The sequence below is a fragment of the Mucilaginibacter sediminis genome, assembly GCF_051903035.1.
Classification (GTDB): domain Bacteria; phylum Bacteroidota; class Bacteroidia; order Sphingobacteriales; family Sphingobacteriaceae; genus Mucilaginibacter.
Window position 1 is genome coordinate 6558742 of sequence record NZ_CP170602.1, and the last position, 26686, is coordinate 6585427.

The following is a 26686-nucleotide window of genomic DNA, read 5'->3' on the forward strand; positions in this document are numbered from 1 at the left end:
AATGGCTTTAAAACACAGTTCTGCATTGCCCCCCGAAATGTTAAGGGTTTTTGAGACCTTGCCTCAACCGTACCTTATACTTTCGCCCGAGCTTTATATGCTCACGGCCAGCAATGTTTATTTGCAGCTTACAAATAAAACCCGGGTCGAAATTGAAGAACAGTATCTTTTTGATGTATTCCCCAAAATGCCCGATTGGTCGTCAGAAGAGGGGGGGATTGCTTTTTCGCTTAATAAAGTTTTAGAAACCCTTCAGCCGCACCAGTTGCCTGTTACGCGCTTTGATATACCGGATCGTGATGATCCGCAACAATTGGTTGAGCGCTATTGGGAAACGTCGCATACACCCGTGTTTGATGCTGAGGGCGAGATTTGCTATATTATTCATCATACCGAAGATGTTACCAAACGCGTACTGGCCGAACGTGCTTTAAAAAATAGCCTGGATAAAGAAACCCAGGCAGCCGCGACAGCCGAAAGATTAGGCAAACAAATAGAAAAACTTTTTGCCGAGATTCCCGCCCAGATAGCGATAGTGACCGGTCCTGATATGGTTTACGAGTTTATAAACCCACGCTACAAAACCGACCTTTTTCCAAACCGGGAGGTTTTAGGCAAGCCTTTGCTATATGCCCTGCCCGAAGTAGCCGGCCAGCCTATATTGGATATTTTGCAGCATGTATACAAAACAGGCGAGACCGTTGCCGGCAACGAGATTAATATTCCATTGGCCGATGAAGTAGGCGGCCCTGTTAAAGATCATTATTTTAACTATGTATACCAGGCTATCCGCAATGACGATGGCGATATAATATCTGTTTTAAGCTTTAAATATGATATAACCGAGCTTGTTTTGGCAAAAAAGCGTTTGGAGCAAAACGAGAAAGAGTTGCTGGCTTTAAATTATGATTTGGCCAATGCTAATGCCGAGGTTCAGGCTACAAACGAGGAGATACAATCGGCGAATGAAGCGCTACACACTACTAACCAGGAGCTTTTTAGGGCACAAGAAAGTGTGTTAAGGCTTAACGATGCGCTGGAAGAAAGGGTTGAACAGCGTAACATTGAACTATTTAACGCCCAGGCCGAGGCTGCAAGGGAACGCGACAGGTTAAAACGTTTTTTTATGCAGGTACCAACCGGCATTTGTGTGCTTGACGGTCCCGAAATGATATTTGAGTTGGTAAACCCGGCCTATCAGCAGCTTTTTCCTGGCAGGGATTTATTAGGTAAACCTATCATGGAGGCGCTGCCGGAGTTGGATGGTACCCCCATCATCGATATATTAAAAAGGGTTTACTACACTGGTAATACCTTTGAAGGAAAAGAACTTTTAGTGCCGCTGGCACGCAGGGTGGGCGGCACCATTGAAGACCGGTATTTTAATTTTATTTACCAGGCCCGGTATGATGGTGATGGTGTAGTAGATGGCATTTTGGTTTTTGCTTTTGAGCTGACCGAAACTGTACTTACCCGCCAAAAAGAAAAGGAAAATGAGCAGCGTTTCCGTTTTTTGCTTAACGCCATGCCGCAACAGGTTTGGACAGCCCGCCCCGACGGCTCGCTTGATTATGTGAACGAAGTGGTTTGTGACGATTTTGGCCGAAGTATGGACCAGATATTAGGCCGTAGCCTGCAGGAATTTATCCACCCGGATGACAGGCAGAACAGCTCGAAAAAATGGAAGGCTGCGTTGCAGAACGGCAACGAGTTTATGGTCGAGTTTCGCCTTAAGTTTCATAACGGGCAGTATGTTTGGCATTTGGCCCGCGCACTTCCGCTGATCGAGAACGGGCATATAAGGTTATGGCTGGGTACAAATACCAATATCGAAATTCAAAAAAATAACGAACAAAAGAAAGATGAATTCCTATCTATAGCAAGCCATGAGCTAAAGACACCACTTACCAGTATAAAAGCTTTTAACCAACTGATGCAACGCACATCAGATATGCACAAGCTTAACGGCTTTATCCAAAAATCGGCCTTGCATGTGCTACGGTTGGAGAAGCTGATTAACGATTTGCTTGATGTAACCCGGATTAACGCCGGTAAAATGGAGTATAATATGGAGCCCTTCAGCTTTCTGGAAATGCTTAAAGATAGCATTGAAAGTATGCAGCAGGCTACCACATCGCACCAGATTATTCTTGAAAAGGCCGACGATGTAATTTATACCGGCGACCGTTTCCGGTTGGAACAGGTGGTAAATAATTTACTCAGTAACGCCGTTAAATACTCGCCGGAAGGCAAAAAAGTATTGGTAAACTGCAGCATACATTCCGATGGCAGCATCATTGTTTCTGTAGAAGATTTTGGCATCGGCATAGAAGAGAAAAACCTGATGCGGTTATTTGACCGATACTACCGGGTTGATAACACTGCTATGCGTTTTGAGGGGCTTGGCCTGGGGCTGTTTATATCGGCCGAGATATTGAAAAGGCACCATGGCAGTTTTTGGATTGAAAGTACCCCGGGTAAAGGCTCAACTTTCTTTTTCAGGCTTATACCTGATACAGCTACCAAAGCCAAACCTGTTGCAGATAGCGACACCCATTACCAGGACGATACCATTATTATTAAATATAACCCTAAACATAACCGCCTTGATGTTGATTGGATAGGGTTCCAAAACCTTGAATCGGTACAGCATGGCTGTTTTAAAATGCAAAACATGCTTATCAAAAACAATGTAGGCAAGGTGCTCAATAGCAACATCCATGTTTTGGGCAACTGGTCGGAAGCATCTGATTGGGGTAATACCGAGTGGTTCCCGGATATGGAAAAAGCAGGCTTACGTTATTTTGCCTGGGTGCATTCGCCAAGTGTTTTCAGCCAGTTATCGGCCCGTAAAAGCATATATGCATTAAAAGGCAAATTGGTGATTGAGTTTTTTACCGATGTAAAATCGGCGGAGGAATGGATAGAAAGCGTGTAGTGTTAAGTCATAAGTACTTAGTCGAAAGTTCTGAGTCTGAATTATTTTTTTGACGTAGAACTTAAGACTTTCCACTAAAGATTTTCCTTCAGAGGCTCATATATCCCATCAATTCGTCCTGTAATTGCTTTGCCTGGTTTAGTAATGCTTTATTGGTAATATAGGGATCTATATCAATATCCTGGCCTATCAGGTTCTCTTTAAATACATCCTTAAACTTTGAATATGTTAACGAGAAATTCCACTTGTTTTGCAGGTGCCCAAAAACGCGTGTATCCTCTTCGCTCAGCATGTTGTAGTTAACTACAACAAAAGCATCGGGGTCCAACTTTTTAATGCATGCTAAAATATCACTGGTATAGTTAATCCACACTTTTAAATATGCTTCGGCATTTATCCGGTAGAAGGATTGTTTTCTGCGTGCCCGTCTAAAAATTAGCCATACCAACCTTGATAAATATTTACGGCCCAGGTACTTCCTGTCAACCGTTTTAAACTCCCGCCGTAACAATGAACTGGTTACCGACCGGTAATCACGCATAATAACCAAATATCGGGCATCCGGAATAAGTTCTTTATAAACATCAAGGAACATACAGGTGCGGGGATCTTTCCAACCCCATTGGTAGTACAACTGCTGTTTAACCTTTATAATGCTTTTTATTTTCTCTTTCTCATAAATAGAAACAGCGTCAACATATCCGTCTGTTAAGCCGTTCCTGGGCAGGTTATGATTAGTCAGGATCTCCTCATGGATCTTCAAAAACTCTACGTCCTCAAAATGCCCTTCCGCATTTCCCGGGCCCGGCTCAACCATTTTTTCGCCCAGCTGCATGCCGCATTTGGCAAGCCAGTGCGTTATAAGAGAGGTACCGGAGCGGTGCATACCGGTTATAATAAGCGTTCGTTTTTGCATAACGTGCGGTGGCGCTAATAGCTGTTATCTTACAGATTTAACTATTATGTATGGGCTACTTTTTTTTCGGCCTTATCAAACGGGTTAAGGTTGCTCAGTATAAAATATAGCAAGGTTGAGGTGCTTTGCGCTACGGTGCTTTCGTTGGTGTTTATATACAGGTCGGGAGCGTACGGAACATCAAACTGCGCGTTAATGCCTGTCAGGTTTTTTAGTTTATCAGGGTGTCCATCGGGTAAAAAAGCTTTTTTGTAAAGTCCCTTGGTGTCGCGGCTGATGAGCTTTTTTACCGGGCAATCAATATACACAATGTTTACATGCTTGTATTTTTCGGCAAGTTCGCGACGCATTTCGTCATATGGGTTTATAGCGCTCACTATGGTAACAATTCCGTGGGCCGAAAAACGGCTGGCCACAAAGCCCAACCTCCGAATATTTTCGCAACGATCGACCTTGCTAAAGCCCAAATCGCGGCAAATTTCATTGCGATATTCATCGCCGTCAATTATTTCAGTCCTAATGCCAAGCGCTGTTAATTCATTTGCAACATTTTTAGCCAATGTTGTTTTACCAGCTCCTGATAATCCGCAGAATAAAAGTATCATATCTCAAATAATTTATGTTGATGATGAGGCTCAAAAGCACTGCAGGTTACCTTTGATGGCATGAACATAATAAATTAAATTACTGGTTAATTTTGTTACAATGTAAATACTTCTTTACAAATAAGTGGTCTTGGGCGGCCAATGGGTGAAAAACCGCTAAATTAAGCTGTATCAGCCATTTTAGCATGAAAAATCAAGGGTACGGGTAAAGGCACCAGAGTGATACATCTAACAAAAATGTTACCTTATCACCCCAAGGGTAAGGTAACATTTGGGCAAAAGAAAGGTTAATGCAGTATTTTAAACATTAGTTCTTTCATCAACTCGCCGTGGGGCGCGTTTGATTCAACACCTTTGCTTTTCAGGTCGTACTCGCGCAAATAGCCGATGATTTGCATGGTTTTGGAATAGTTGTAGCTGCGGCCAGCCAGCTCATAATCTTTTACAAAATACGGGTTTACGCCAATTTCGCGGGCAACGTTTTGGGGCGATTTATCTTTTACATAATGATAGGCCAGCACCTTGCTAAAAAAATTATTCAGGTTACCCAATACAAGCACAATGGGATTTGCCTTAGGGTTTGCCTCAAAATAATTAATAATCTGGTTAACCTTTAAAACATCCTTTTTACCGAGGGCGGTTTGCAGCTCAAATACATTATACTCTTTACTGATGCCAATGTTGTCCTGCACCAGTTTTAGGGTAATCTCTTGCCCGGCAGCTATGTTAAGCATCAGTTTCTCCAGCTCGTTGGCTATTTTGGATAAATCGTTGCCCAGGTATTCGGATAACATGGCCGATGCCTGTTGGTTTATTTTATAACCTTTATCGCTAATAAAGCCCTCTATCCAGGCGGGTATCTTACTATCATACAAAGGAGCCGACTCAAAAATGAGCCCGTTTTTTTCAATTGCTTTGTATGTTTTTTTGCGTTTATCAAACTTGCCATATTTGTAACAAAACACCAGAATGGTACTTGGCAGGGGTTTTTCCAGGTAGCTCAATAATGGGTCGATGCCTTTTTTGTTGTCATCATCCTTGCCCCATTTCATGTCCTGGGCCTCTTTCACCATTACTACCTGGTAATCGGCCATCATGGGGTAGCGTTTGGCCGCATTAAGTACGGCCATCATCTCGGTATCTTTACCATATACCACGGTTTGGTTAAAGCCCTTCTCGGCCTCTGGCAGCAGGTGATGTTCAATGTAGTTGCTCACTACATCAATAAAATAAGGCTCTTCGCCGTGCAACAGGTACAGGGGCTTGTATTTACGGTTCTTTATATCCTTTACTATATCTGCTGCGGTCATTCTTTTTAAGTCAAAATTCAAAAGTCAAAATTCAAAAATGACTTCCTGATTCTTTTAAGTCAAAATTAAAAATTCAAAAGTCAAAAATGACTTTTTGGCTGAGTATTCAAAATTAAAAAAACGAAGCGGTAAAATGTTGCTATTGCCATAATGTGGAAAGTAATATTTGAATTTCACTTATCTTATTCACATTACTTCCTATTTTTGAATTTTGACTTTTTAATTTTGACTTTTGAATTTACCACCTCTCAATCTTCCTCCCTATCCTTTTAAAATAAGCGACGATAACGGGCAGTTGAGCTTGTTTGATGAAATCCGTAAAAAAAACATAATACTTACACCCGAGGAGTGGGTGCGGCAGCATTTTGTACAATACCTCATCAGGCAAAAAGGCTATCCGCGTTCGCTCATCCGGCTCGAGGGTGGCCTTAAGCTTAACGGGCTGCAAAAACGCACCGATATAGTAGTATTTGACAGCAGCGGGCAAAGAATTTTGATTGTAGAATGCAAAGCGCCATCCGTTAGTATCGATCAAAAGACTTTCGATCAGGTAGCCCGTTATAATATGGTGCACAAAGTATCACTATTAGCGGTAAGCAACGGCCTGCAGCATTTTTATTGTACCATTAATCACGACAAAAGAAAATATCAGTTTATTGAAGAGTTGCCTGCTTACAGCAAACCTGTTTAAGCAGCGCGTACCAGGAGGTGCATTTTCTCCAGCAGTTCGTCGGGCTTAAATGGTTTCGAAACATAATCGTTCATACCGGCCTCAAAAATTTTCTCTTTAATATCCAGCAGTGCCGAAGCCGTAAGGGCAATAATAGGAATGTGCGATTTTTTAGGATCGGCCATTTTTCTGATCTCCATGGTGGCATCAAGACCATTCATTACCGGCATCTGCAGGTCCATCAGTATAATATCAAAGTTGCCATATTGCATCAATTCAACCGCGCGCAGGCCGTTTTCGGCAACGGTTGGTGTTATGTTCCATTTAGATAATAGTTTTTTCATCAACATAACATTTACCATGTTATCTTCGGCAATAAGCACACGGATACCCGATATAACATCGGCTTTTTCACGCGGCTGCACCAAAGGAGTTATGGCTTTTTCAACTGCCATTTCTGTTGATACCGGGAACTCCATATTAAATGAAAACTCCGAACCTGAACCTGGTAAGCTTGATATATCCATATGCAGGCCCTGTAAATCAAGCAAACGTTTCACAATAGCCAAACCTAATCCAGTGCCGCCGTACTGGCGGGTTGTGGTTAATGATTCCTGGGTAAAGGGCTCAAAAATACTGGTGAGGTTATGTTCTTCGATGCCAATACCTGTATCTCTTATCGCAAATTTAACCGTAACCGTATTGTGCCTATCCTCAAAACAGGTAACCCTAACCCATACGTTGCCTTTTGCAGTAAATTTTATGGCATTGCTTACCAGGTTATAAATAATTTGCGTAATACGGGTAGGATCGCCAAAAATTATCTTGTTGCAAAGGGAGCTATCCACGTCAAGCTTAAACAACAATCCTTTTTCTTCGGCCTTAATCATTTGCGCGCCGCAAATATTGTTCATTAGCTCAACCAGGTTAAAACGGATATTTTCAAAAACTAACTTGCCCGATTCAATTTTGTTAAAATCAAGTACATCGTTTACAACGGCCAAAAGGTTATTGGCCGAAAACTTCAGGATCTCAAGATTTTCTTTCTGATCGGCCCTCGGGTTGCCCATTATAAGCAGGTTGCTCATGCCTATTACCGCGTTTAACGGCGTGCGGATTTCATGCGACATTGTAGATAAAAACTCCGACTTGGCCTGGGTTGATTTTTCGGCTTTGCTTATTGCTTTTTCAAGTTGGGCGTTTAGCGCAACCAAATCTTCACCGCTTTCTTTCAGCTGTTTTATATTCTTTAAAAAGGCGGTATAAAAATGGCTGTGAATAAATATCAACAGGATAAAATTGGCAAAAAGGGTAATAATAATAGTAGATTGATCTATCCTGTCTGGCTTAATACTAATAACGTACCCTTTTGTGAATTCAATAATCATGAAAACCAATACAGGCATCGCATTCAACAACGAATAAATAAGCCCGCCGGTTTGCCCAAGCATGTAATAGCTAAATACGATAACTAATATAATTACCTGTACAGTAACTATATTTACAGTTTGTAAAGTAATATAAACTATGCTAAGGTTAACAATAGTACCCGCGCTAAGCAGTAAATGAGAAATTAAACGCCATTGAGGCCGGTATGTTAAAAATTTAAACAGCCCGGCTACACAAACCATTAATACACCGGCTGTATAGGCCAGCATAGTTTGACCCTGGAAATAAACACTCATGAAAACGGCCCCTAAGGCAATGAACACTAAGGGGAAACCAAAATAAAGCAACCGGATACGAGCCTGGTCAAGAAAAGGCTGCTCCTTTGATAAAATCCTGAAAATTGAAAAATTGAAAAAGCTTACTCCTTTACTCATGATTAAAGCACCTTGCTTATACAAAACGTATTATAGCTAATCAATTGATGTTGAATACCTACCTCCATTTTGTATTTCGCAGCCTCTCGTTCATGCAATTAGCAAGCCAAATCAACCATGTTTTGTTCAATGATGCTCAATTTGGCTTCGGCATCGGCCTTTTTGCGTTGCTCAATTTCAATAATTTCGGGTTTGGCATTGGCCATAAAACGCTCGTTGCCAAGCTTCGCGTTAACCGCTTTCAGAAAACCTAAAAGGTAGTCCTTCTCTTTTACAAGCCTCGCGCACTCCACAACCGGGTCAAGTTTCTGGCTTAGCGGAATAAAAAACTCATCGGTTGAAGCAATAAAATTAACCGCACCTGAAACTTTATCGGCAACAGATGCAAACTCGCATATATTACCCAGTTTGGCTATAATGGCCGCGTACTGCAGGTAATTTATGCCCGAGTTTGATTTATATGAAAGGCTCAGCGCCTCTTTGGGCGAAATTTCATTTTTATTACGAATGTGCCTGATTTGCGTAAGAACAATTTTTACTATCTCCACTTCTTCAAGTAGTTGTGTATTTATTTCCCCAATGTTTGGCAATTGGGCAACAATACAGCAGTCTTTTTCGGTGCGTTCGCCAAATATTTCATCATGCCATAATTCCTCGGTAAGGAATGGCATAAAGGGGTGCAGCACTTTCAATATATTCTCAAAGAATTTCACTGTAGCTTTGTACGTTGCGCCATCAATAGGATCCTGGTAGGGGTCGGCGTTGGCTGGGTGGTGATAAGGAGGTTTTATCATCTCCAGGTACCAGGCACAGAAATCGTCCCAAACAAGTTTATAGGTGGCCATTAGCGCCTCAGACAAGCGGTATTGTGTAAAATTATCTTCAATTTCGCCAAGTGCCTGGTTAAAACGGCTCTCAAACCACTCAATGGCAATGGTATTTGGGTTTTCGCGGCTGTCATCAACCTCCCAGCCTTTTAGCAATTTAAAAGCATTCCAAATTTTATTAGCAAAATTACGGCCCTGTTCGCAATAACTTACGTCAAACATCAAGTCGTTGCCGGCAGGCGAGCAAAGCAGCATGCCAACGCGTACGCCATCGGCGCCGTATTCATTCATCAAATCAATAGGATCTGGCGAATTTCCCAACTGCTTCGACATTTTACGACCCAGCTTATCCCTTACAATTCCAGTAAGGTAAACGTTTCTAAAAGGTAACTCTCCCCTAAACTCATGGCCGGCCATAATCATCCTGGCTACCCAGAAAAACAGGATCTCGGGGGCGGTTACCAGGTCATTAGTTGGATAATAATAGTTAATATCGGCATTATTAGGGTCTTTAAAACCATCGAATACCGATATAGGCCACAACCACGATGAAAACCAGGTATCAACCACATCGGGGTCCTGGCGTAGGTCGTCAGTAGTGAGTTTTGAGTTTTGAGTTTTGAGTTTTGCTTCGGCTAATGCTTCGTCAATGTTTTTGGCAATAACAAATTCGCCGTTTGGAAGGTACCATGCCGGGATTTGCTGTCCCCACCACAACTGGCGGCTGATGTTCCAGTCCCTTACGTTCTCCATCCAGTGACGATAGGTGTTTATAAACTTTTCCGGGATCAGTTTTATCTCGCCGTTTAGTACATAATCCAATGCAGGTTTGGCCATCTCGCTCATTTTGCAAAACCATTGCATCGATAATTTGGGCTCGATAACAGCATCAGTACGTTCGCTGAACCCGATTTGTGATTTATAATCCTCCACTTTGGCCAAAGCACCAGCTTGCTCCAGTAAACCGGCTATTTTTTTACGGGCTATAAAACGGTCTTCACCTACCAGTATCTGCGCCTTTTCGTTCAGCGTACCATCGTCATTTAAAATATCAATAACGGGCAGGTTGTGTTTTTGGCCAAGCTCATAGTCATTCAAATCATGCGCCGGGGTTACCTTTAAACAACCTGTACCAAAATCCATGGTAACATATTCGTCCAGTATAACCGGAATAATTCTATGAATCAAAGGTATATAGACACTCTTCCCATGAAGATAAGTGTATCTCTCATCATTTGGATTAATACAAATGGCAGAATCTGCCATAATAGTCTCAGGACGAGTGGTAGCGATAGTTAGATAATTAGTAGGAGTTGCTACATGATTTGCATTCTTACTAACTAATTCCGATACCACTTCGTAATTGATATAATAAAGCTTTTGATTAACCTCTTTCCTGATAACTTCCTCGTCAGATACCGCCGTTTTTCCCTGTGGGTCCCAGTTTACCATGCGCACACCGCGGTATATCAGGCCTTTTTTGTACAGGTGAATAAAGGTATCAATCACCGCTTCAGACATTTCGGGGTCCATGGTAAATTTGGTACGGCCCCAATCGCATGATGCGCCTAATTTTTTAAGCTGATCGAGAATGATACCACCGTATTTTTCTTTCCACTCCCAGGCGTAAGTTAAAAATTCGGGGCGGGTAAGGTCTTTTTTGCTGATGCCTCGCTCTTTAAGCATGGCCACCACTTTGGCTTCGGTAGCAATACTGGCATGATCTGTTCCGGGTACCCAGCAGGCATTTTTGCCTTTCATGCGGGCGCGGCGTACCAATACATCCTGAATGGTATTGTTTAGCATATGCCCCATATGCAAAACCCCGGTAACGTTTGGCGGCGGAATCACTATAGTATAAGGTTCGCGCTCATCGGGCACCGATTTAAAAAAATCGTGCTTTAACCAATAACTGTACCATTTATCTTCGGTTTCTTTAGGCAAATATGTTTTAGCAATACTCATAACGCGCAAAAATACGATTGTTAGGGGTTGATAGCAAATAGTTCATGGATCATAGTTTGGTTCATGGATCATAGTTTAGTTCATGGATCATAGTTTAGTTCATGGATCATGGTTGATAGTTCATGGCCGAGACTTCTTCTTACTATGTTCCTGGATTATAGCTGATAGTTCGTAGCCGAATGTCGCAACGACGAATTTAGTTTGCTCCCTGATTATAAAACTCCTTTCCACTATGAACCATGAACTATGATCCATGAACTATGATCCATCAACCATGAACCATCAACTTTCAGTCACAATATTTTTGCAATTAAAAAGTTATAATACTACTCAAACATTAATTAGTCATGAAATCACTGCATATACACCGTTTTTGGCTCGATGTTTTAAAAAGGTCAAGGCTGGGTTTTGTAATAAACTGGTTTAACCGTTAAACGGTTGCGGCCATAGTTTCGCGCATTTTTGCTGCAATTTACTACCTTTAATTTCCAAATAATAATTATGAAATTAAGGTTCTGGTGTTTCATATTCCTGATAGTCTTATGGCAATCTGTAAACGCCCAGGTAACCGGGAAAGTAAACCCACCAAAACACAAGCGCAGCCCCCCCCGCTCCTGTAAAGTTTATCGACCCTGCCAATATGGATACGTCCGTTAAAGCCGGAGATGATTTTTTTGAATACGCCAACGGCGCCTGGATTAAAAATAACCCGATACCTGCCAAAGAAAACCGTTGGGGCAGCTTTGCTATTGTGCGCCAGGAAAATGCCAAAAAGCTTATAGAATTATTGAAAGAAGTAAGCAGGCAATCGGTAACTGCACCTAAAGGCAGCCTTATACAGCGCGTTGGCGACCTTTACGCCAGCAGCATGGATACCGTCACTATTGAAAAGTTGGGCTATTCGCCCATTAAGCCCGACCTGGAACGCATTGACAAAGTCGACAACCTTGACGACCTTATCAATGAGCTTGCTTTTGAACGTGTTAACGGCATATTCGCACAGCTGTTTGGGTTGGAGGTTAATCAAGATGATAAAAATGCATCAAAATATATTGTTCGCCTTGGCCAGGGAGGTACTGCATTACCCGATAGGGATTATTATTTAAAAAACGATCAGCGATCAAAGGATGTCCGGGACGCTTTAAAAACTTTAGCGATAACTGTGTTTACGTTAAGCGGCTGTGATGCCGGTGAAGCTGTTAAAAATGCGACAATAGTTTATAACCTTGAAACGGCTTTGGCAAAAGCGCAGCTTAGCCGTGTGGCTATGCGCGACCCGCATGTTATTTGCAATAAATTCCTGGTGGCAGATTTTAATAAAGTTACCCGGCATTTAAACTGGACCAAATTATTGCCAATGCTTAAAGCATCCGGGCAGGACAGTATCCTGGTTGGGCAGCCCACATTTTTCAAAGTGGCCGATTCGTTATTGGCGGCTGTGCCGGTTGAAAACTGGAAGGTGTTTTTTAAATGGAATATTTTAAAAGGGGCCTCATTAAGCCTAAGCTCGCCTTTTGTACGGGCATACTTTGCTTATAACAGCGCGCTGACCGGCGAAAAAAGACATGTGCCGCGGAACGAGCAATCGAGCCATACAGTTGATGGAGCCCTTGGCGAATTGTTAGGACAACTGTATGTAGAGAAATATTTTAGCCCGGCCGCCAGGCAATACATGCTGGAACTGGTAAACAACATGAAAATGGCCCTGAGCGACCGCATTAAGCGCCTGGATTGGATGAGCACCGAAACAAAGGAACACGCGCTTAAAAAATTGAATGCATTTACCGTAAAAATAGGGTACCCCGATAAATGGGAAACTTACGCCGGTGTAATAATAAACCGTAATGACTACCTGGGCAATATGCGGAGCATATACAAATGGCGGTACAATTTTATGGTCGGCCACCTTGGTAAACCCGTTGATAAAGCCCGTTGGGGATTAACGCCATCAGCCGTGAACGCTTACTATACCGAGACCAATAATGAAATTGTTTTCCCGGCAGGGATCCTGCAATTCCCCTTTTTTGATTTAAATGCCGATGATGCTATAAATTATGGTGGTATAGGCGCATTAATAGGCCACGAAATGACCCATGGGTTCGACGATAAAGGCCGCCAATATGACGCCGATGGTAACCTGCGCGATTGGTGGACAAAAAGCGACGCTGATAAATTTAAAGTACGTGCCAATCAATTGGTAATGCAATATAACAACCTCACCGTGCTGGATAGTCTGCATATAAACGGGAAACTAACCCTTGGCGAAAATATTGCCGATTTGGGCGGCTTAAGCATTGCCTACGAAGCCTTTCTGAAAACAAAGCAAGGTCAATCAGGCAATACGATAGACGGTTTTACGCCCAATCAGCGCTTCTTCCTGTCATGGGCGCAAATATGGCGCAGCTCGCAACGCCCTGAGGCGGCAGCCCAACGTATTCTTACCGATCCGCACTCGCCCGATCCGCACCGTGCCAATGCTACTTTAACCAACATTAGCGCCTGGTACAAAGCATTTAACGTTAAGCCTGGCAATAAAATGTACAAAAAACCAGCAGACAGGACAGAGATCTGGTAGCTATTTTAGCAGCAAGTATCAAGAGAAGGCAGCCAGGCTTGGTTAAGATCGTTTGAATATCGAACATCGAATGCCTTGTATCAAATAATAAAAGAAAAATTTCGATGTTGGAAATCCAAAATTCATTGTTCGATATTACGTTCGTTTTCCTAACTTAATAACATTGGACATATAATGGGGGGCAAGCCCTTAGCGCCTTTTTATTACACCCTTAAAAACGTCTTCTTCTGATATAAATAATATAAAAACAGCCATTTTACCATCACAAAGGTAATGGCCATGGCTACGGCGTTAAACGGATCGCCTATGAGCTGACATATCCAGCCGAAGAAACCGTTGTTGGTATAACTCCATTTGATGAAGTGCCCCGATACGTAAATCAGGATGGAGTTCATGCCTATCACCCTAAAATAAAACGACCATTTTTGGTAGCCCAGCACATCAATAATATAGTAAAAGAAAGCCATCAGCAATAAGCTTAAACCGCCCACCTGCATTACAAACGAACTGGTCCACAGGTTTTTGTTGATAGGGAAATCGAGGTTCCAAACCTGGGCTATAATCAGGAAAGCAACACCGGCTATGGCAAGGATGGCTACTTTTTTCATTTGCGCCAGTCCCGTTTTTTTCAGGATGGTGCCGGTAATGATGCCCAGTAGCCCGGTACTAATGGCCGGGATGGTTGAAAATAATCCTTCGGGATCATGAATGCCCAAATATAGTTTTCCCGGCAGGATAACCCTATCCATGTAGGATGCAAAATTACCCTGCATGGTTAAATCGCCATGCGGATAGCCCGGGGCCGATGTGAATTTTAACAGCAGCCAATAGCCTATAATGAATACCCAAAACCAAACCATTTGCATGCGCTCGCTGCTATACAGGTAAATAATATTGGCAAACATGTAGGCTATGCCTATGCGGCCAAGCACGCTTGCAAACCGGATATCTTTAATGGGCATAATATTTAGGCCGTTGTTTACCACCAGGCCCAGCAATACTAATATCAGTGCCCTTTTCATCACACGCAATACCAGTTGCTGCTTGCTTTTGCCTTTTTCCAGCTCGCGGCCCACCGAAAATGGGGTTGATACACCTGCCATGAACAGGAACAGCGGGAAGATCAGATCGTATAAATGAAAACCGTTCCAGTCGGGATGGGTAAACTGGTTGGCGATGGAACCCCAAAAAGGCGATCCGGTGGCCTTGGCCATGGTATGAAATATCTCTTCGCCACCCATTATCCAAAACATATCAAACCCGCGCAAGGCATCTAATGAAAAAAGCCGTGTAGGAGCAGAGTTGATACTATCAGGCGCGGTATCGCTTGTAACGGTTTTTGCTTTGGCAGTCATTGTTTTACGGTTTATTGTGATGAACTAAAGATATAAAAAGAATAAACTAATTAAAATATTTTTTTTAGATGGTTGACTTTTTAAAATTTAGTAGTGAGTAGTGAGTAGTGAGTAGTGAGTAGTGAGTAGTGAGTAGTGAGTGAGTTGTGAGTTGTGAGTTGTGAGTTGTGAGTTGTGAGTTGTGAGTTGTGAGTTGTGAGTTGTGAATAAAATGGCCGTCAAGTTAATCAAAATCAAAAAAATCTGATAAATCTGTTTAATCCGGGTTCAGACAAAATACGTTGCCGCTTTAAGTCTCAAATCTCAAATCTCACATCTCAAATCTAAAAAGTACCTTTGCCGGATGTTAGAGATCGTATATCGGGATGAATACCTTATTGCTGTTAATAAGCCGCATGGATTGCTGGTACACCGGTCGCCTATTGCGGCAGAGGCCACGGAGTTTGCGTTGCAGATATTGCGCGATCAGATAGGGCAGAAGGTTAACCCGGTACACCGGATAGACAGGAAAACAGGCGGTATTTTACTTTTTGCGCTGGATAAGCAGGTAGAGGTGGCCATGCAGCAAGCTTTTATGGATAACAAGGTGCAAAAAAAATACCTGGCCATTGTGCGCGGGCATACCGTTGATACCGAGGATATTGATTATCCGTTACGCAAAGAGAACGGAACATTGCAGGATGCATTTACAACATACACCACGCTTAAACGTGCCGAACTTGATGTGCCTTTTGGCGCACACCCCACATCAAGGTACTCGCTGATTGAGGCTGTACCAACCACGGGGCGCATGCACCAGTTGCGTAAACATTTTGCCCACATTTTTCACCCCATTATCGGCGATCGTACGCATGGCTGTAACAAGCAGAATAAGTTTTTTACCGATACCTGGGATATGAACACCATGCTGCTTCACGCATCGCACCTGCAATTTAACCACCCGGTAACCGGGCAGCAAATCACTATAAATGCCGGTTTTCAGCCCGAATTTGCAAGGGTGATGGAAATAATGGGCTGGTAACGTTTTAGCTAAATGCTGGTAACGTTTTAGCTAAATAAAGTAAACAAAAGCGGCTTTGATTTGTAGGTAATGCAAATACATTAAACATGACAAAGCCTGTAGATTATACATTATATACATCAAATGGCGATCGCTTTATTACCATAAACCCGGTAACCGAGCCCACAACGGGGGGCCACATCCAGGCTACCGGTGTTTTTGGGTTGAACGAGGGTATGGTTGATTTGGGCGATATTGTTTTTGACGATAACATGAACCAGTGGGAGTACAGCGGCATGGGCGACCTTACACACCTGCAAGCCGAAGAAATTGCAAGTTTTATCAAAAACTATCATGAGCCTAACGCCGAAGACAGGGCGTTTGACGAGCATAGCATATTGTAACTACGGATAGTTTTTAGTCGGAAGTTCTAAGTTCTAAGTCAAAAAATGACATTTGAGACTTAGAACTTAAGACTTAGGACTCATTTTTAGTTAAGGCTATGCTCAATATCTCCGGCCTTCAGCAGGCATGCTTTTACCGTACTAACAATGTCGGCAAGGCTAAAGGGCTTGGCTACAAAGGCATCAGAGCCATAGCTGCCCAATGACTCCAGCACCCGGGGGTAAGCCGAAACCATAACTACTGGTATATGGGCCGTGAGCGGGTTGGTTTTTAGCATATGGCAAAGTTCGCCACCGTTTATGCCAAAAAGGATATAGTCTAATATCACCAGGTCGGCATTAAAAGTTATGACCGATTTGCATATATCTGCCGTATAATTTAAAATTTCAATCTCGTAACCCTCCATCTCGAGCACGTCTTTCATCACCTCAAGGATATCTTCGCTATCATCGAGTATCAAGATTTTTTTAGACATTTTTTATATAATTGGTACTCTTGATAACGTAGCGGATTTAAAATTTGTTTTTTGTGGCTACAACCTGCTGTTGTAATGTTTTGAATTACAGCTAAATATTTTTTTTGGTAACAGTCTTCTTACATTAAGCCGACAATTTTACAATTGTGCGGCGGCAAATAGGGTTAGGTTACTTTAAGGGCGGTTATTAAAGCGTTTACAGTTTGCAATACCCTATCCAGGCTTGTGGGGGTGTTGGTAACCTTGGCTATCATAATGCCGCCTTCAATAAGCGCTATCATAGATAGGGCGGTGCCGCTTAAATCTGCATCGGGCTTAAACTCGCCCGCATCAATACCCGCTTGTATCAGGTTTTCTATCGATTTTTTCCAGCGGAGCACTGCCTGCGCGGCCTTATCTTTTAATAAAGGGTTGGTGTCGTCGGCATCAACGGCAGTATTCAAAATAGGGCAGCCGCCTGCCGGGAATGTAGCCCTGGTAAAGCTGTGATATACCTGGGCGTAAACCAGCAGCTTATCGTAATAAGTGCCGGCTTTTTGAATGCGGTCCTGGATCTGTTTTCTCAGGATAGCCGAGTTATGATCAAATGCTGCTGCCGCAACTTCCTCTTTATTGGCAAAGTTTCCGTAAATGCTCCCTTTGGTAAGGCCGGTAGCATCCGTCAAATCAGACAGCGACGTACCGGCATATCCTTTTTTATTGAAGATGGGCGCGGTGGTTTCTACAATGAACCTGCGGGTGCGTTCGGCTTTTGATAATTCCTTTTCCATGATGTAAATATACCGGTTGGTATTTGAATTGTGGGAATTTTTGAACTATGTTATTTTTATATAAAATCTATAATTAATTTTACATATGTTGCTTTTGTCGAATAGAAAATCAATGTCAGCTTTTAGCCTTCTGCCTTCAGCTTCTACATAATCCCGATTAATGATCGCTTACCAAAACTACCGGGCCAGCCTGCTTTTTACGATCGAGCACCAGTAGCAATAAAGGCATAGCCAATACAAACAACAACCCTACAAAAATATAGGCATCCAGGTAGCTCATCAGGAATGATTGCCTGTCTATCCCGTTATTTACCACTGCCATCGCTTTATGCTGTGCTTCTATTAGCGTGCCGCTTTTGCCTGCAAAGTATTGGGTTAGGCCATTGATGCGCTGTGTAGCCTGCGGATTGTATATGCTGATGTTAGAGATAAGATCGTTACGGTGCGATCCAAAGCGATGGGCCACATAAGTATTGATCATAGCGATACCGAACGAGCCGCCAAGCTGCCGCATCATATTGTTTAATGCCGATCCCTGCGGAACATCTTTGGCATCCAACCCTGATACTGCCAATGCCGTAAGCGGAACGGTTAAAAAAGCTAACCCCAAAGCCCTGAATATAAGTATCCTGGCGAGGTTTCCGGGTGTTGCTTCCAGGTTTAAGCCCGACATCAGGAAGCTGAAAATTATAAACAACACAAAGCCGATGATGATAATTATTAATGGCGATACGCCCCGTTTAAGCAAGGTTGCCGAAAACAACAGGCCAAAAATGGCTAATATAGCGCCCGGAAGCAAGGTAAGCCCCGTTATAGTAGGCGGGAATAGTAGTACCCGCTGTGCCAGCACAGGTGTTAAAAACACCGATGTAAACAGGCCCACACCTGTTACTGCGGTAAGTATTGCGGCAACTGCCAGCGATTTGCTTTTAAGTACCCGCAAATCAATAACCGGGTTGGGGATGGTAAGCTCCCACCAGATAAAAGTGAGGATACTGAATACGGCAATAACGGTTAATGCTACGATATAACCTGCAGAAAACCAATCGTCGGTTTCGCCGCGTTCCAGCACGGTTTGGAGCGAGCCCACACCTATAACCAATAAAAGGATGCCCCACCAGTCGACGGCCCTTGGTGTTACTTTTACTTCGGGTTCGGTAACCAGTAAAATGCTGGATACCGCAACAGCGATGCCTATTGGGATATTGATAAAAAATATCCAGGGCCAGGAGTAGTTTTCGGTGATGAAACCGCCAAGGGTTGGGCCAATGGTTGGGCCTAAAAACACACCTACACCAAATAAGGCGCTGGCAATACCCGCGCGGGCTTTGCCATACACCTCAAAAACTATTGCCTGCGATACCGATAACAGCGCGCCGCCGCCAATGCCTTGTAAAAAACGGAACAGTACCAATGTCCAGATATTTGACGCCAGTCCGCACATGGCCGAAAAAAAGGTAAAAGCGATAATAGAGCCTATATAGTAATTGCGCCTGCCAAGTTTGGTAGCTAAAAAGCTGGTCATGGGTATTACGATAATATTGGCAATGGCGTAAGCGGTTATAACCCAGGAGGTATCTTCCAGCGTTGATCCCAAATTACCACTCATGTGCGATAAGGCTACATTGACTATCGAGGTATCAATGAGCTCCATCATGGCCGCGGTAATAACAGTGATGATGAGGATGCTTCTTTTCATAGCGAATTGTGTAAATAACATAAATTATACCAATCGGTATAATTTATGTTAAATTTTTTTATTTAGCTATTATTCCCTTGGTAAATTTATCACCCTTAAAGCCTCATCCGGGTTGGATAGGTAAAGCCTGTAAAATTGTTCGGTACCGGCAACGCGAATCTCGTAGGTATCGCTTTGTAAACCGGCTAAAAACTCGTCGGCAACCTGGGCAGGGGGGATGCCATTTTTACCACCAATTTCGGCAGAGAATTCAGTATCAACCAGTGGAGGCATCAGCTCAAAAACTTTTATGCCGGTTTCGGCCAATGCTAATCTCAAAGCCCTGGTGTATGCATGTAACGCAGCTTTTGTGGCGCCATAAGTAGCCAGTTTGGTGCTTGGCGCAAACGCTACTATTGAAGATACGTTTACAATAGCTGCCTCATTTTGTTTTTTAAGTGATGGCAGCAGCTTTTCGTTCAGGCGGATAACGGACAGGTAGTTAGTCAGCATTTCTTCACCGGCTTTTTCAAAGGTATCGGTATCGGTAAGCAGGTTGTTCAGGTTTGCAGCGCCTGCGTTATTGATCACGATGTTCAGTTCGGGGAAATCGGCAGTTAGTTTTGTTACCAGTTTTTCTACATCTTCAGCGTTGGATACATCTGCGGTTATGGCGCTCACATTTGGTAGTTGGGCCGCAGCTTTTTGTAAGCGGGCCTGGTTACGGCCAATGATGATAACATGGTTATCTGCTGATAATTTTTTTGCTAACTCAAAACCTATGCCGGCACTGCCGCCGGTAATGAGTATGGTGTTTTTTGAAGTTTTCATTGTTTTGCGTTGTGTGATTAAATTCAACGATACAAAAATATACCAATCGGTATATTTTAACAATAGGCAATCTTCATCCTTGTGTCATCATTATCAGGTGGCTTTTTTAGCGATTATGCCTTACGCTTTTTAAAGCTGCAAAACAGGAAGTTTTGTTTCGTTGCAAAGGGAGTGGTATGATCTTCGGTGATACAGCTTAGCTTTTCAAAATGTTCGTCAAATGCGGTTTGCAACTCTTGTTCTGTGTATTGTTTAATGGCTAAGCCGCTGCATTTTTCGGGCCCGTTTTCAGAAAATGTTCCGATAACTAAATAATTGCTGATTGCTTTTGCGGCAATATTTAAGTAACTGGTAATTTGATCCTGCGTTGTCAGGAAATGGAAGGCCGCGCGGTCATGCCAAAGAGTGTAGGTTTCTGTGGGTTCAAAAGTGGTAACATCGCAAACTATCCAGGTAACCAGGCTGCTTTTTTCACCAAGCCTTACCTTTGCTTTGGCTAAGGCTGTTTCGGAGATATCCAAAACGGTAATGTTGGTGTAACCCTCTTGTAGCAGGAAATCAACCAGTTTGCTGTCGCCGCCGCCGATGTCGATTATCTTGTCGGTTTTTGCTAAATCGAAGCCACGAATAAAATTAAGCGAGGTTTGCGGTACGGCTTGCGTCCAGCTTACCTGGCCGGCATTTTTGGTGTGATATATCCGTTCCCAATGTTCTTTTTTATCTTCTTCCATAGATAATTAATGTTCATATTTGAGCAAACGAAGTTGCTGATAAACACCCGGAACATGAAAAATAAATATTTTGGAACTTTGCTAAGCTTGATTTTTGTAGTTTTATTAACTACAAACACCAGGGCGCAAACCTCGCCGATGACTATGCCCACGTTAGGCGTTACTAACCACTGGACAGAAAGTCAATTACTGGAACCGGCTGCCTTAGTTGCTAACATAAAAACAGGTACAACAGTCCCCGTTATCTTTAACATCGGTGCTGTAGAAGATATTAAAGGCGCTACCCATATTGGTGCGGTAAACAAACCCGAAAACCTGGAAAAGTTAAGAACGGCTGTTGCTAATTTATCCAAAAATACTGCGATAGTTATTTACTGCGGATGCTGCCCATTTGTTAAATGCCCTAACATTCGCCCGGCTTTTTCCGAATTGCAAAAATTGGGGTTTACTGATGTGAAGCTGCTTAACCTGGCCACCAATTTGAAAACCAACTGGGTTGATAAAGGGTTTCCGTTGGCAGGGAAGTGAATAGTGAGTAGTGAGTGGGCATTATGTGAAATTAAAAATCCAATCATCCCTTAATCCGACGAATCCCGGTTCAGACAATTTTGCGTTAGGGATCGTCGCGGATACCGGCCTGTGAATAAGGCCTGTGCGGTATGAGCAAAGAGCCCGGCCGCAGGCAACGCCCGGGAAAAGAATCAAGAAGTTAGACTCAAGACGTAGCCATTAAAAAAGCCTGCCGTCAATCAACCGGCAGGCTTAATTAAAAATATATAACCAGGAATTAAGGGGCTAAGGAAGTATAAACACCGACAAACTCCTTGGGCCATGCGCGCCAATAACCAATGATTGTTCAATATCGGCGGTTTTTGATGGGCCAGAGATAAAAGCACCATAGCCATATGCGGCCCCGCCAATTTTTTCATAAGCCTGCGCCATGGTAGGCACCAAATTAGTTTTACTGATTACTACGGCCAGGTGCTGGGCAATAAAGGGCAGCACCCTGACGGTCATATCCTCCTCTGTGAGCCATAATGCCCCGTTTTCTGCAACGCCGAGGCCCGACCAGAGGATGCATAACTCCACATCGGCAAAACTGTGAGATAATTCGTTTTTTACATCGGCAACATAGGTGTATTCGCTTAATTCTTTAATGCCTGATATGATTTTTACACCCGGTTTAAACTCTTTGTGAAGAATGTTTTGGATGGCCTCGTAGCCGGCTACTTCGTACACAAAACTGCCCCCGGCGCTGCCGATGGTTTTGTATTTTTCAACCAGGTCGTCGTTGGTGGCCGTCAGGGTGTTTAAAACCTCAAGGCCGGGCAAATCTGCCTGGCTAAACTGGTTGGCTTTTACGGCTGCTAATATGTTTTCGCGGCTGCTCATTTCTTGTTTTCCTTTCTTTTGGCATACCATTCGCCAAATGATTGTTCTGGTGCTTTGGGCATTTCGCGGTGTTTGTACCATGGGTTTGCGCCATTATTAACCGCAAAGGGTGCATATTTAAACGTAAAGCGCCCCATTTTGCCTGCCGCCCGATAGATCATCGGCGAGGATAGGGTAAAAGCCATACCTTTCATGGCTAAAGTTTTTGCTTTGGGCGTATAGCCTGCCTTAACAATTACCTGCCGCCATTTGTATAGCTGGTCGTGAATATCAATTTTAACGGGGCATACGTTACTGCACGATCCGCACAGGGTTGAGGCAAAAGGCAGGTCGGCATATTTTTCCATATCGAGGTTGGGCGCCAGGATGCTGCCTATGGGGCCGGCAACCGCGGTATGGTAACTGTGGCCGCCGCTTTTGCGGTATACAGGGCAGGTATTCATACAGGCCCCGCAACGAATACATTTTAACGAATTGCGAAAATCCTCGCGGCCCAGCTGGATGCTGCGGCCGTTATCAACTATCACAACATGTATTTCTTTACCATCCTGCGGTTTGCTGAAATGGCTGGAGTAGGTGGTAATAGGCTGCCCTGTGGCGCTACGGGTAAGCAGGCGCAAAAATACACCAAGGTGTTTACGCTCCGGGATTATCTTTTCGATACCCATGGATGCAATATGAATTTCGGCCAGGTGGGCGCCCATATCGGCATTGCCCTCGTTGGTACATATCACAAACTCGCCAGTTTCGGCAATGGCAAAGTTAACGCCGGTAAGGGCCGCGCGGCGGGTGAGGAATACTTCGCGAAGGTGCTGGCGGGCCGTTTCGGTTAATATTTTAGGATCTGATTCGCCTTTGGCCGAGCCTAAATGCTCGTGAAAAATGTCGCCTATTTCTTCCTTTTTCTTGTGGATGCAAGGCAGTACAATATGGCTTGGCGGCTCGCCGGCTAACTGAACAATGCGTTCGCCCAGGTCGGAGTCGATAACATCTATGCCCTGTTTTAACAGGTATTCATTAAGGTGACACTCCTCGGTAAGCATCGATTTGCTTTTTACCATACGGCTGATGCCGCGTTTCTCCAACAGGGTGTAAATAATTTTATTATGCTCTTCGGCATTAGCTGCCCAATGTACTATTATCCCATTGTTAATGGCATTGGCCTCAAACTGCTCCAGGTAAGTGCTCAGGTTTGATAGTACGTTGTTTTTAATTTGCGAGGCAGTTTCGCGCAGCAGTTCCCACTCGGGTAGTTTATGTGCGGCAATATCGCGTTTGGCGCGAACCCACCACAGGGTTTCGTCGTGCCAGTCAACCCGTGGTTCGTCGCGGTTAAATATGGCGGCCAATTGCGGGTGATCTTTTGTTGCGGTGCTGCTCATATTAGATACTGTGGTTTAAAATTTCGGCAACATGAATTACTTTAACACTGCTGTTTTGGCGGCGCAGGATGCCTTCCAGGTGCATCAGGCAGCTTAAATCGGCCGAGGTGATGTATTGTGCCCCATGTTCAATATGGTCGTCCACACGGTCTTTACCCATTTTGGATGACACAGCTTCTTCTACCACGCAAAAGGTACCGCCAAAGCCGCAACAATCATCGGCCCGGCTTAAGGGTACCAGTTCCAGGCCTTTAACCAGGCCCAGCAATTGAGCTGGTTTGCTAAACGGCGGGGCCACCAGTTCGGTCATTTGCGAAATGCGTAAACCGCGCAAGCCATGGCAGCTTTGGTGCATACCTACTTTGTAGGGGAAGCTGGCTTTGAGGCTTTTTACCTGTAATATATCTACCAAAAACTCGGTAAGTTCAAAAATACGTTTACGGATTTCGATAGCTTTATCTTCGTTTTCGTGAGAATGCAAATGTTCTTTAATATGCAGCGTGCAACTGCCGGATGGGCATACGATATAATCGTAACCGGCAAAATTATCGATGAATAAATTATTGCAGCCGCCGGTAAGGTGCTCATAGCCGCTATTGGCCATAGGCTGCCCGCAACAGGTTTGATTTTTAGGGTAATGAACTTCGCAACCCAGCTTCTCCAGCAATTCCAGGGTTGCAACGGCAGCCTGTGGATAAAATTGGTCTACATAGCAGGGAACAAATAAAGCTACCTTCATTTTTGTGTTTATTTCAATTGGTTAAAGCAATATTAGCGCTTATCATTTGCATAACTATCCTTATGTATCTGCAAAGTATAGTTGTATATTAAGGTACCCAAAATACAGTTATAACAGGCAACTGTTATTCAGTTTTTTTTGCAAAAGGATACAGGAGATTGGCTTGTTTGGGTAGTGGAATAATCCATCAGATGGAAGAAAAGTGAATGACGGGGGTTAAGGCAGAAATTCAACACCTGTGAGATTAGGTTAGCATTACTCGTGAGTATCTCCGGGTTTAAATTCTCTTGACTTAGTTCAGCTGAAAGCTGAAATCATTCGGCCCACGAGCTGGAAGCTCGCGGGAGTATTTGTTATTTATATTGCTGATTTTTAGAGAGATAATGGATTGATAAAAAATATTCTACTATTTCTATAGGATTTATATAAATAATGTTTTATGTTTGCATTGTCAAAACAGACAAATCGTTCTTTATTTTAACTTATCAAGAAAGACTGAGGGAAAGGCCCAAAGACGTCTTAGCAACCTATACATCCGCATAATGTAAAAGGTGCTAATTCCTGCTCCATTCAACGGAGAAAGATAACATACCATCTTCGCCCCCTGCCAATCTAATAAGTGATTTTATAGTTTTTTTAAGTCGCGTGACCGAGAGGATAGGTGGGGGTCTGCAAAACCCTAAACGGCAGTTCGAATCTGCCCGCGACGTCTATTTTAGCTGAAAGCTAAAGGCGTAAAGCACAAAGCTTTTTTGGCGCGTTGTCAGGCTTTAAGCCTTAAGCTTTCTGCTTTTAGCTTCTTCACAAATTCCCTATCGTATATCTTGTCGAGATCCTGAGGTAAGGATATTTCTTATTCACATCAGGATAATCATGGTAGTTTCCTTCCAGCCGGAAATAACCCGATTCGGCAGCTATGGAAAGTCCTTTAATAAACATGTAGTTTACTTCGTTACTAAAGGTGTGCAAAAAATAATGCGATTTATTACCGTCTATGGTTATCATCCAGCCTCCCCGGTAATTTGCGCTGTATGATAACCTGTTTAATAACCTTATTGTCCCGCCACCGTTAACAGAGAAGCCTGGTCCGTAATCATAATTACGGCTATTGTACGTGTATTGATCAGGTACGGCAGCCAAAAGTATTGGGCCAGCCCCAAGATTGCCGGTTATTTTTATGCCGTGTGTTAGTTTAAGCTCTGAGAATAGATTGAATTTTACGCTTTGCGCCCCATAGAAAAAAGCCTGGTTGCGGATATAGTCATAATTTGCAGATAGTATTACCAGGTGCTCTATTTTATCCTGGTCAACCGCAGAAACGTCCCAGCCGGTAAGTGATCCATACACGCTTATCACGTTAACCGAGCTGCTATCGTCTTTACCAAATTCGGCAGTTATAGATATATTACTGAAGGGTTTCCTGAAGCCTTCATTTGGTACACCATATAATAATGCTGCCCTGCCGAACCAGCCAAAGCGACCATGCTTAAACGGGCTCACCGATTGGGAATTAAATATCCGCCCTCCGAGGTCAAACTCTGCGCCTATTTTTGATGAGTCGCGCTCGGTACTATTGCCATAAACCTTGCCCCAGGTACCGTCTAAAATGCGGTTTAGTCCGCGCATGGGGTTAATTATTAATCCGGCTACTTCGCTGGCCTGCCTTTTAAAACCCCGCTGGCGGTTGTTTACTATGCGGCTTGATAGGCGAAAAGTCATCTCGCCCAGCACGATACCGCCAAAACTGGTATTTATAAAATCGTTTGGAGAGGGTGCCTGGTTTTCGGCAAAGGTTTCCCAAAGGTAGCTACCCGCCATGGTAGCCGGTACAGACTGCCAGAAGCTAAAGCCATTGCTTCGGAACGCGCTATAAAACAAACTGCCATGATAAGGGTGTCCAAACTGATTAGTTTGAAAAGGATCGTTATCAAACTCCCAGTTGCCAGGGTTAAGGTTGTGGCTAACGCTTTTCCAGTTTATACGGGCATAATCCTTGTTGGCTACATATCGGTCAAAAATCCAGGGCGTAATTTCGGCTATACCCAATTCGGCTGCAGCGCGGCCAAACCTGCGTTTTACCGAGGTATCCCGAACATCCCGGTAATAGCGTAGTTTCACCTCGGGCTTTTGATCGAATATATTGTTTTGGGCAAAAACCTTGAAAGCGGTACAGAAAAATATAAAGCTGATTAATATTATTTTTTTTGAAGGGTAAAGATCAGCTAAGCTCATATTAAGAATATCAGGAGGTGCAAAAACTATTACCCAAAAGCGCTTAAGTAATGAAATTGTTTTAATT

General features: G+C 43.4%; 21 protein-coding genes, 1 tRNA gene and 1 riboswitch. Of the genes, 7 read left to right on the forward strand and 15 right to left on the reverse strand.

The window, feature by feature from the left end; all coding sequences use genetic code 11:
- Position 1 precedes the first annotated feature (1 nt).
- Entirely contained in the window at positions 2-2938 is a 2937-nt protein-coding gene (locus tag ACFGVS_RS27265; protein WP_439696375.1) for a PAS domain-containing protein, read from the forward strand.
- An 88-nt stretch (positions 2939-3026) separates the two neighbouring features.
- On the opposite strand, the gene ACFGVS_RS27270 is transcribed toward ACFGVS_RS27265, so the two are convergent.
- The 3 genes from ACFGVS_RS27270 to holA all read right to left on the reverse strand — a co-directional run bounded on the left by ACFGVS_RS27270 (position 3027) and on the right by holA (position 5769).
- Positions 3027-3854, reverse strand: a complete 828-nt coding sequence (locus ACFGVS_RS27270) for a sulfotransferase (RefSeq protein WP_439696376.1) — start codon at positions 3852-3854, stop codon at positions 3027-3029.
- A 44-nt stretch (positions 3855-3898) separates the two neighbouring features.
- The gene (cysC, locus tag ACFGVS_RS27275; protein WP_439696377.1) at positions 3899-4459 is read right to left on the reverse strand and encodes an adenylyl-sulfate kinase; all 561 of its coding nucleotides are present in this window, start codon (positions 4457-4459) and stop codon (positions 3899-3901) included.
- Between the two features lie 287 nt (positions 4460-4746).
- Positions 4747-5769: a DNA polymerase III subunit delta gene (gene holA, locus ACFGVS_RS27280; RefSeq protein WP_439696378.1), complete on the reverse strand. Its 1023-nt coding sequence runs from the start codon at positions 5767-5769 to the stop codon at positions 4747-4749.
- 232 nt (positions 5770-6001) lie between these two features.
- On the opposite strand from holA, the gene ACFGVS_RS27285 reads away from it, so the two are divergent.
- Entirely contained in the window at positions 6002-6460 is a 459-nt protein-coding gene (locus ACFGVS_RS27285) for a type I restriction enzyme HsdR N-terminal domain-containing protein (protein ID WP_439696379.1), read from the forward strand.
- Here ACFGVS_RS27285 and ACFGVS_RS27290 read toward each other — a convergent pair.
- Positions 6457-8262 (reverse strand): response regulator, encoded by a 1806-nt coding sequence (locus ACFGVS_RS27290; RefSeq protein WP_439696380.1) that lies wholly within the window; start codon positions 8260-8262, stop codon positions 6457-6459. The genes ACFGVS_RS27285 and ACFGVS_RS27290 overlap by 4 nt on opposite strands.
- A gap of 98 nt (positions 8263-8360) precedes the next feature.
- The gene (locus tag ACFGVS_RS27295; RefSeq protein ID WP_439696381.1) at positions 8361-11054 is read right to left on the reverse strand and encodes a valine--tRNA ligase; all 2694 of its coding nucleotides are present in this window, start codon (positions 11052-11054) and stop codon (positions 8361-8363) included.
- 640 nt (positions 11055-11694) lie between these two features.
- Here ACFGVS_RS27295 and ACFGVS_RS27300 point away from each other — a divergent pair.
- Complete coding sequence (locus ACFGVS_RS27300; protein WP_439696382.1) at positions 11695-13629, forward strand: M13 family metallopeptidase; 1935 nt, start codon at positions 11695-11697, stop codon at positions 13627-13629.
- Positions 13630-13832: 203 nt separating this feature from the next.
- Here ACFGVS_RS27300 and ACFGVS_RS27305 read toward each other — a convergent pair whose 3' ends face one another.
- Positions 13833-14984 (reverse strand): acyltransferase family protein, encoded by a 1152-nt coding sequence (locus ACFGVS_RS27305; protein WP_439696383.1) that lies wholly within the window; start codon positions 14982-14984, stop codon positions 13833-13835.
- Positions 14985-15327: 343 nt separating this feature from the next.
- Here ACFGVS_RS27305 and ACFGVS_RS27310 point away from each other — a divergent pair, with 343 nt between their 5' ends.
- Together ACFGVS_RS27310 and ACFGVS_RS27315 are read left to right on the forward strand one after the other, a co-directional pair.
- Positions 15328-16005 carry a pseudouridine synthase gene (locus tag ACFGVS_RS27310; RefSeq protein WP_274209392.1) on the forward strand — a complete coding sequence of 226 codons (678 nt, stop codon included), beginning with the start codon at positions 15328-15330 and terminating at the stop codon, positions 16003-16005.
- 86 nt (positions 16006-16091) lie between these two features.
- The gene (locus ACFGVS_RS27315; protein ID WP_090652838.1) at positions 16092-16388 is read left to right on the forward strand and encodes a hypothetical protein; all 297 of its coding nucleotides are present in this window, start codon (positions 16092-16094) and stop codon (positions 16386-16388) included.
- Between the two features lie 86 nt (positions 16389-16474).
- Here the strand turns inward: ACFGVS_RS27315 and ACFGVS_RS27320 are convergent, their stop codons facing one another.
- From ACFGVS_RS27320 to ACFGVS_RS27340, 5 genes are all read right to left on the reverse strand, one after another.
- Positions 16475-16864, reverse strand: coding sequence for a response regulator (locus ACFGVS_RS27320; protein ID WP_274209390.1), 390 nt, complete (start codon positions 16862-16864; stop codon positions 16475-16477).
- A 164-nt stretch (positions 16865-17028) separates the two neighbouring features.
- Positions 17029-17634 (reverse strand): TetR/AcrR family transcriptional regulator, encoded by a 606-nt coding sequence (locus tag ACFGVS_RS27325; RefSeq protein ID WP_274209389.1) that lies wholly within the window; start codon positions 17632-17634, stop codon positions 17029-17031.
- 157 nt (positions 17635-17791) lie between these two features.
- Complete coding sequence (locus tag ACFGVS_RS27330) at positions 17792-19333, reverse strand: DHA2 family efflux MFS transporter permease subunit (RefSeq protein ID WP_439696384.1); 1542 nt, start codon at positions 19331-19333, stop codon at positions 17792-17794.
- A 69-nt stretch (positions 19334-19402) separates the two neighbouring features.
- Positions 19403-20143 carry an SDR family oxidoreductase gene (locus ACFGVS_RS27335; protein WP_439696385.1) on the reverse strand — a complete coding sequence of 247 codons (741 nt, stop codon included), beginning with the start codon at positions 20141-20143 and terminating at the stop codon, positions 19403-19405.
- A gap of 113 nt (positions 20144-20256) precedes the next feature.
- Positions 20257-20874 (reverse strand): class I SAM-dependent methyltransferase, encoded by a 618-nt coding sequence (locus ACFGVS_RS27340; protein ID WP_439696386.1) that lies wholly within the window; start codon positions 20872-20874, stop codon positions 20257-20259.
- A 54-nt stretch (positions 20875-20928) separates the two neighbouring features.
- Here ACFGVS_RS27340 and ACFGVS_RS27345 point away from each other — a divergent pair, with 54 nt between their 5' ends.
- The gene (locus ACFGVS_RS27345; RefSeq protein ID WP_439696387.1) at positions 20929-21402 is read left to right on the forward strand and encodes a rhodanese-like domain-containing protein; all 474 of its coding nucleotides are present in this window, start codon (positions 20929-20931) and stop codon (positions 21400-21402) included.
- A gap of 267 nt (positions 21403-21669) precedes the next feature.
- On the opposite strand, the gene ACFGVS_RS27350 is transcribed toward ACFGVS_RS27345, so the two are convergent.
- Genes ACFGVS_RS27350 through ACFGVS_RS27360 form a run of 3 tightly spaced genes read right to left on the reverse strand, consistent with a single transcriptional unit; the run spans position 21670 to position 24387 of the window.
- A complete protein-coding gene (locus tag ACFGVS_RS27350) occupies positions 21670-22266 on the reverse strand; it encodes a LutC/YkgG family protein (RefSeq protein WP_439696388.1) in 597 nt (198 codons plus the stop codon).
- Positions 22263-23648, reverse strand: a complete 1386-nt coding sequence (locus ACFGVS_RS27355; RefSeq protein WP_274209384.1) for a lactate utilization protein B — start codon at positions 23646-23648, stop codon at positions 22263-22265. The genes ACFGVS_RS27350 and ACFGVS_RS27355 overlap by 4 nt, the downstream gene beginning before the upstream one ends.
- 1 nt (position 23649) lies before the next feature.
- Positions 23650-24387 carry a (Fe-S)-binding protein gene (locus ACFGVS_RS27360; protein WP_274209383.1) on the reverse strand — a complete coding sequence of 246 codons (738 nt, stop codon included), beginning with the start codon at positions 24385-24387 and terminating at the stop codon, positions 23650-23652.
- Positions 24388-24866: 479 nt separating this feature from the next.
- A riboswitch (SAM riboswitch) is annotated at positions 24867-24977 on the forward strand.
- 49 nt (positions 24978-25026) lie between these two features.
- Here ACFGVS_RS27360 and ACFGVS_RS27365 point away from each other — a divergent pair.
- Positions 25027-25097 (forward strand) — tRNA-Cys (locus tag ACFGVS_RS27365).
- A 91-nt stretch (positions 25098-25188) separates the two neighbouring features.
- On the opposite strand, the gene ACFGVS_RS27370 is transcribed toward ACFGVS_RS27365, so the two are convergent.
- Positions 25189-26619 carry a DUF3943 domain-containing protein gene (locus ACFGVS_RS27370; RefSeq protein ID WP_439696389.1) on the reverse strand — a complete coding sequence of 477 codons (1431 nt, stop codon included), beginning with the start codon at positions 26617-26619 and terminating at the stop codon, positions 25189-25191.
- Positions 26620-26686 lie beyond the last annotated feature (67 nt).

Coding starts and splice junctions, on each gene's coding strand:
- ACFGVS_RS27340 (WP_439696386.1), bottom strand. CDS start 20,874: ATGGAAGAAGATAAAAAAGAACATTGGGAACGGATATATCACACCAAA.
- ACFGVS_RS27300 (WP_439696382.1), top strand. CDS start 11,695: ATGGATACGTCCGTTAAAGCCGGAGATGATTTTTTTGAATACGCCAAC.
- ACFGVS_RS27345 (WP_439696387.1), top strand. CDS start 20,929: ATGAAAAATAAATATTTTGGAACTTTGCTAAGCTTGATTTTTGTAGTT.
- ACFGVS_RS27350 (WP_439696388.1), bottom strand. CDS start 22,266: ATGAGCAGCCGCGAAAACATATTAGCAGCCGTAAAAGCCAACCAGTTT.
- ACFGVS_RS27325 (WP_274209389.1), bottom strand. CDS start 17,634: ATGGAAAAGGAATTATCAAAAGCCGAACGCACCCGCAGGTTCATTGTA.
- ACFGVS_RS27330 (WP_439696384.1), bottom strand. CDS start 19,333: ATGAAAAGAAGCATCCTCATCATCACTGTTATTACCGCGGCCATGATG.
- ACFGVS_RS27290 (WP_439696380.1), bottom strand. CDS start 8,262: ATGAGTAAAGGAGTAAGCTTTTTCAATTTTTCAATTTTCAGGATTTTA.
- ACFGVS_RS27315 (WP_090652838.1), top strand. CDS start 16,092: ATGACAAAGCCTGTAGATTATACATTATATACATCAAATGGCGATCGC.
- ACFGVS_RS27265 (WP_439696375.1), top strand. CDS start 2: ATGGCTTTAAAACACAGTTCTGCATTGCCCCCCGAAATGTTAAGGGTT.
- ACFGVS_RS27370 (WP_439696389.1), bottom strand. CDS start 26,619: ATGAGCTTAGCTGATCTTTACCCTTCAAAAAAAATAATATTAATCAGC.
- ACFGVS_RS27295 (WP_439696381.1), bottom strand. CDS start 11,054: ATGAGTATTGCTAAAACATATTTGCCTAAAGAAACCGAAGATAAATGG.
- holA (WP_439696378.1), bottom strand. CDS start 5,769: ATGACCGCAGCAGATATAGTAAAGGATATAAAGAACCGTAAATACAAG.
- ACFGVS_RS27320 (WP_274209390.1), bottom strand. CDS start 16,864: ATGTCTAAAAAAATCTTGATACTCGATGATAGCGAAGATATCCTTGAG.
- ACFGVS_RS27355 (WP_274209384.1), bottom strand. CDS start 23,648: ATGAGCAGCACCGCAACAAAAGATCACCCGCAATTGGCCGCCATATTT.
- ACFGVS_RS27360 (WP_274209383.1), bottom strand. CDS start 24,387: ATGAAGGTAGCTTTATTTGTTCCCTGCTATGTAGACCAATTTTATCCA.
- cysC (WP_439696377.1), bottom strand. CDS start 4,459: ATGATACTTTTATTCTGCGGATTATCAGGAGCTGGTAAAACAACATTG.
- ACFGVS_RS27305 (WP_439696383.1), bottom strand. CDS start 14,984: ATGACTGCCAAAGCAAAAACCGTTACAAGCGATACCGCGCCTGATAGT.
- ACFGVS_RS27270 (WP_439696376.1), bottom strand. CDS start 3,854: ATGCAAAAACGAACGCTTATTATAACCGGTATGCACCGCTCCGGTACC.
- ACFGVS_RS27335 (WP_439696385.1), bottom strand. CDS start 20,143: ATGAAAACTTCAAAAAACACCATACTCATTACCGGCGGCAGTGCCGGC.
- ACFGVS_RS27310 (WP_274209392.1), top strand. CDS start 15,328: ATGTTAGAGATCGTATATCGGGATGAATACCTTATTGCTGTTAATAAG.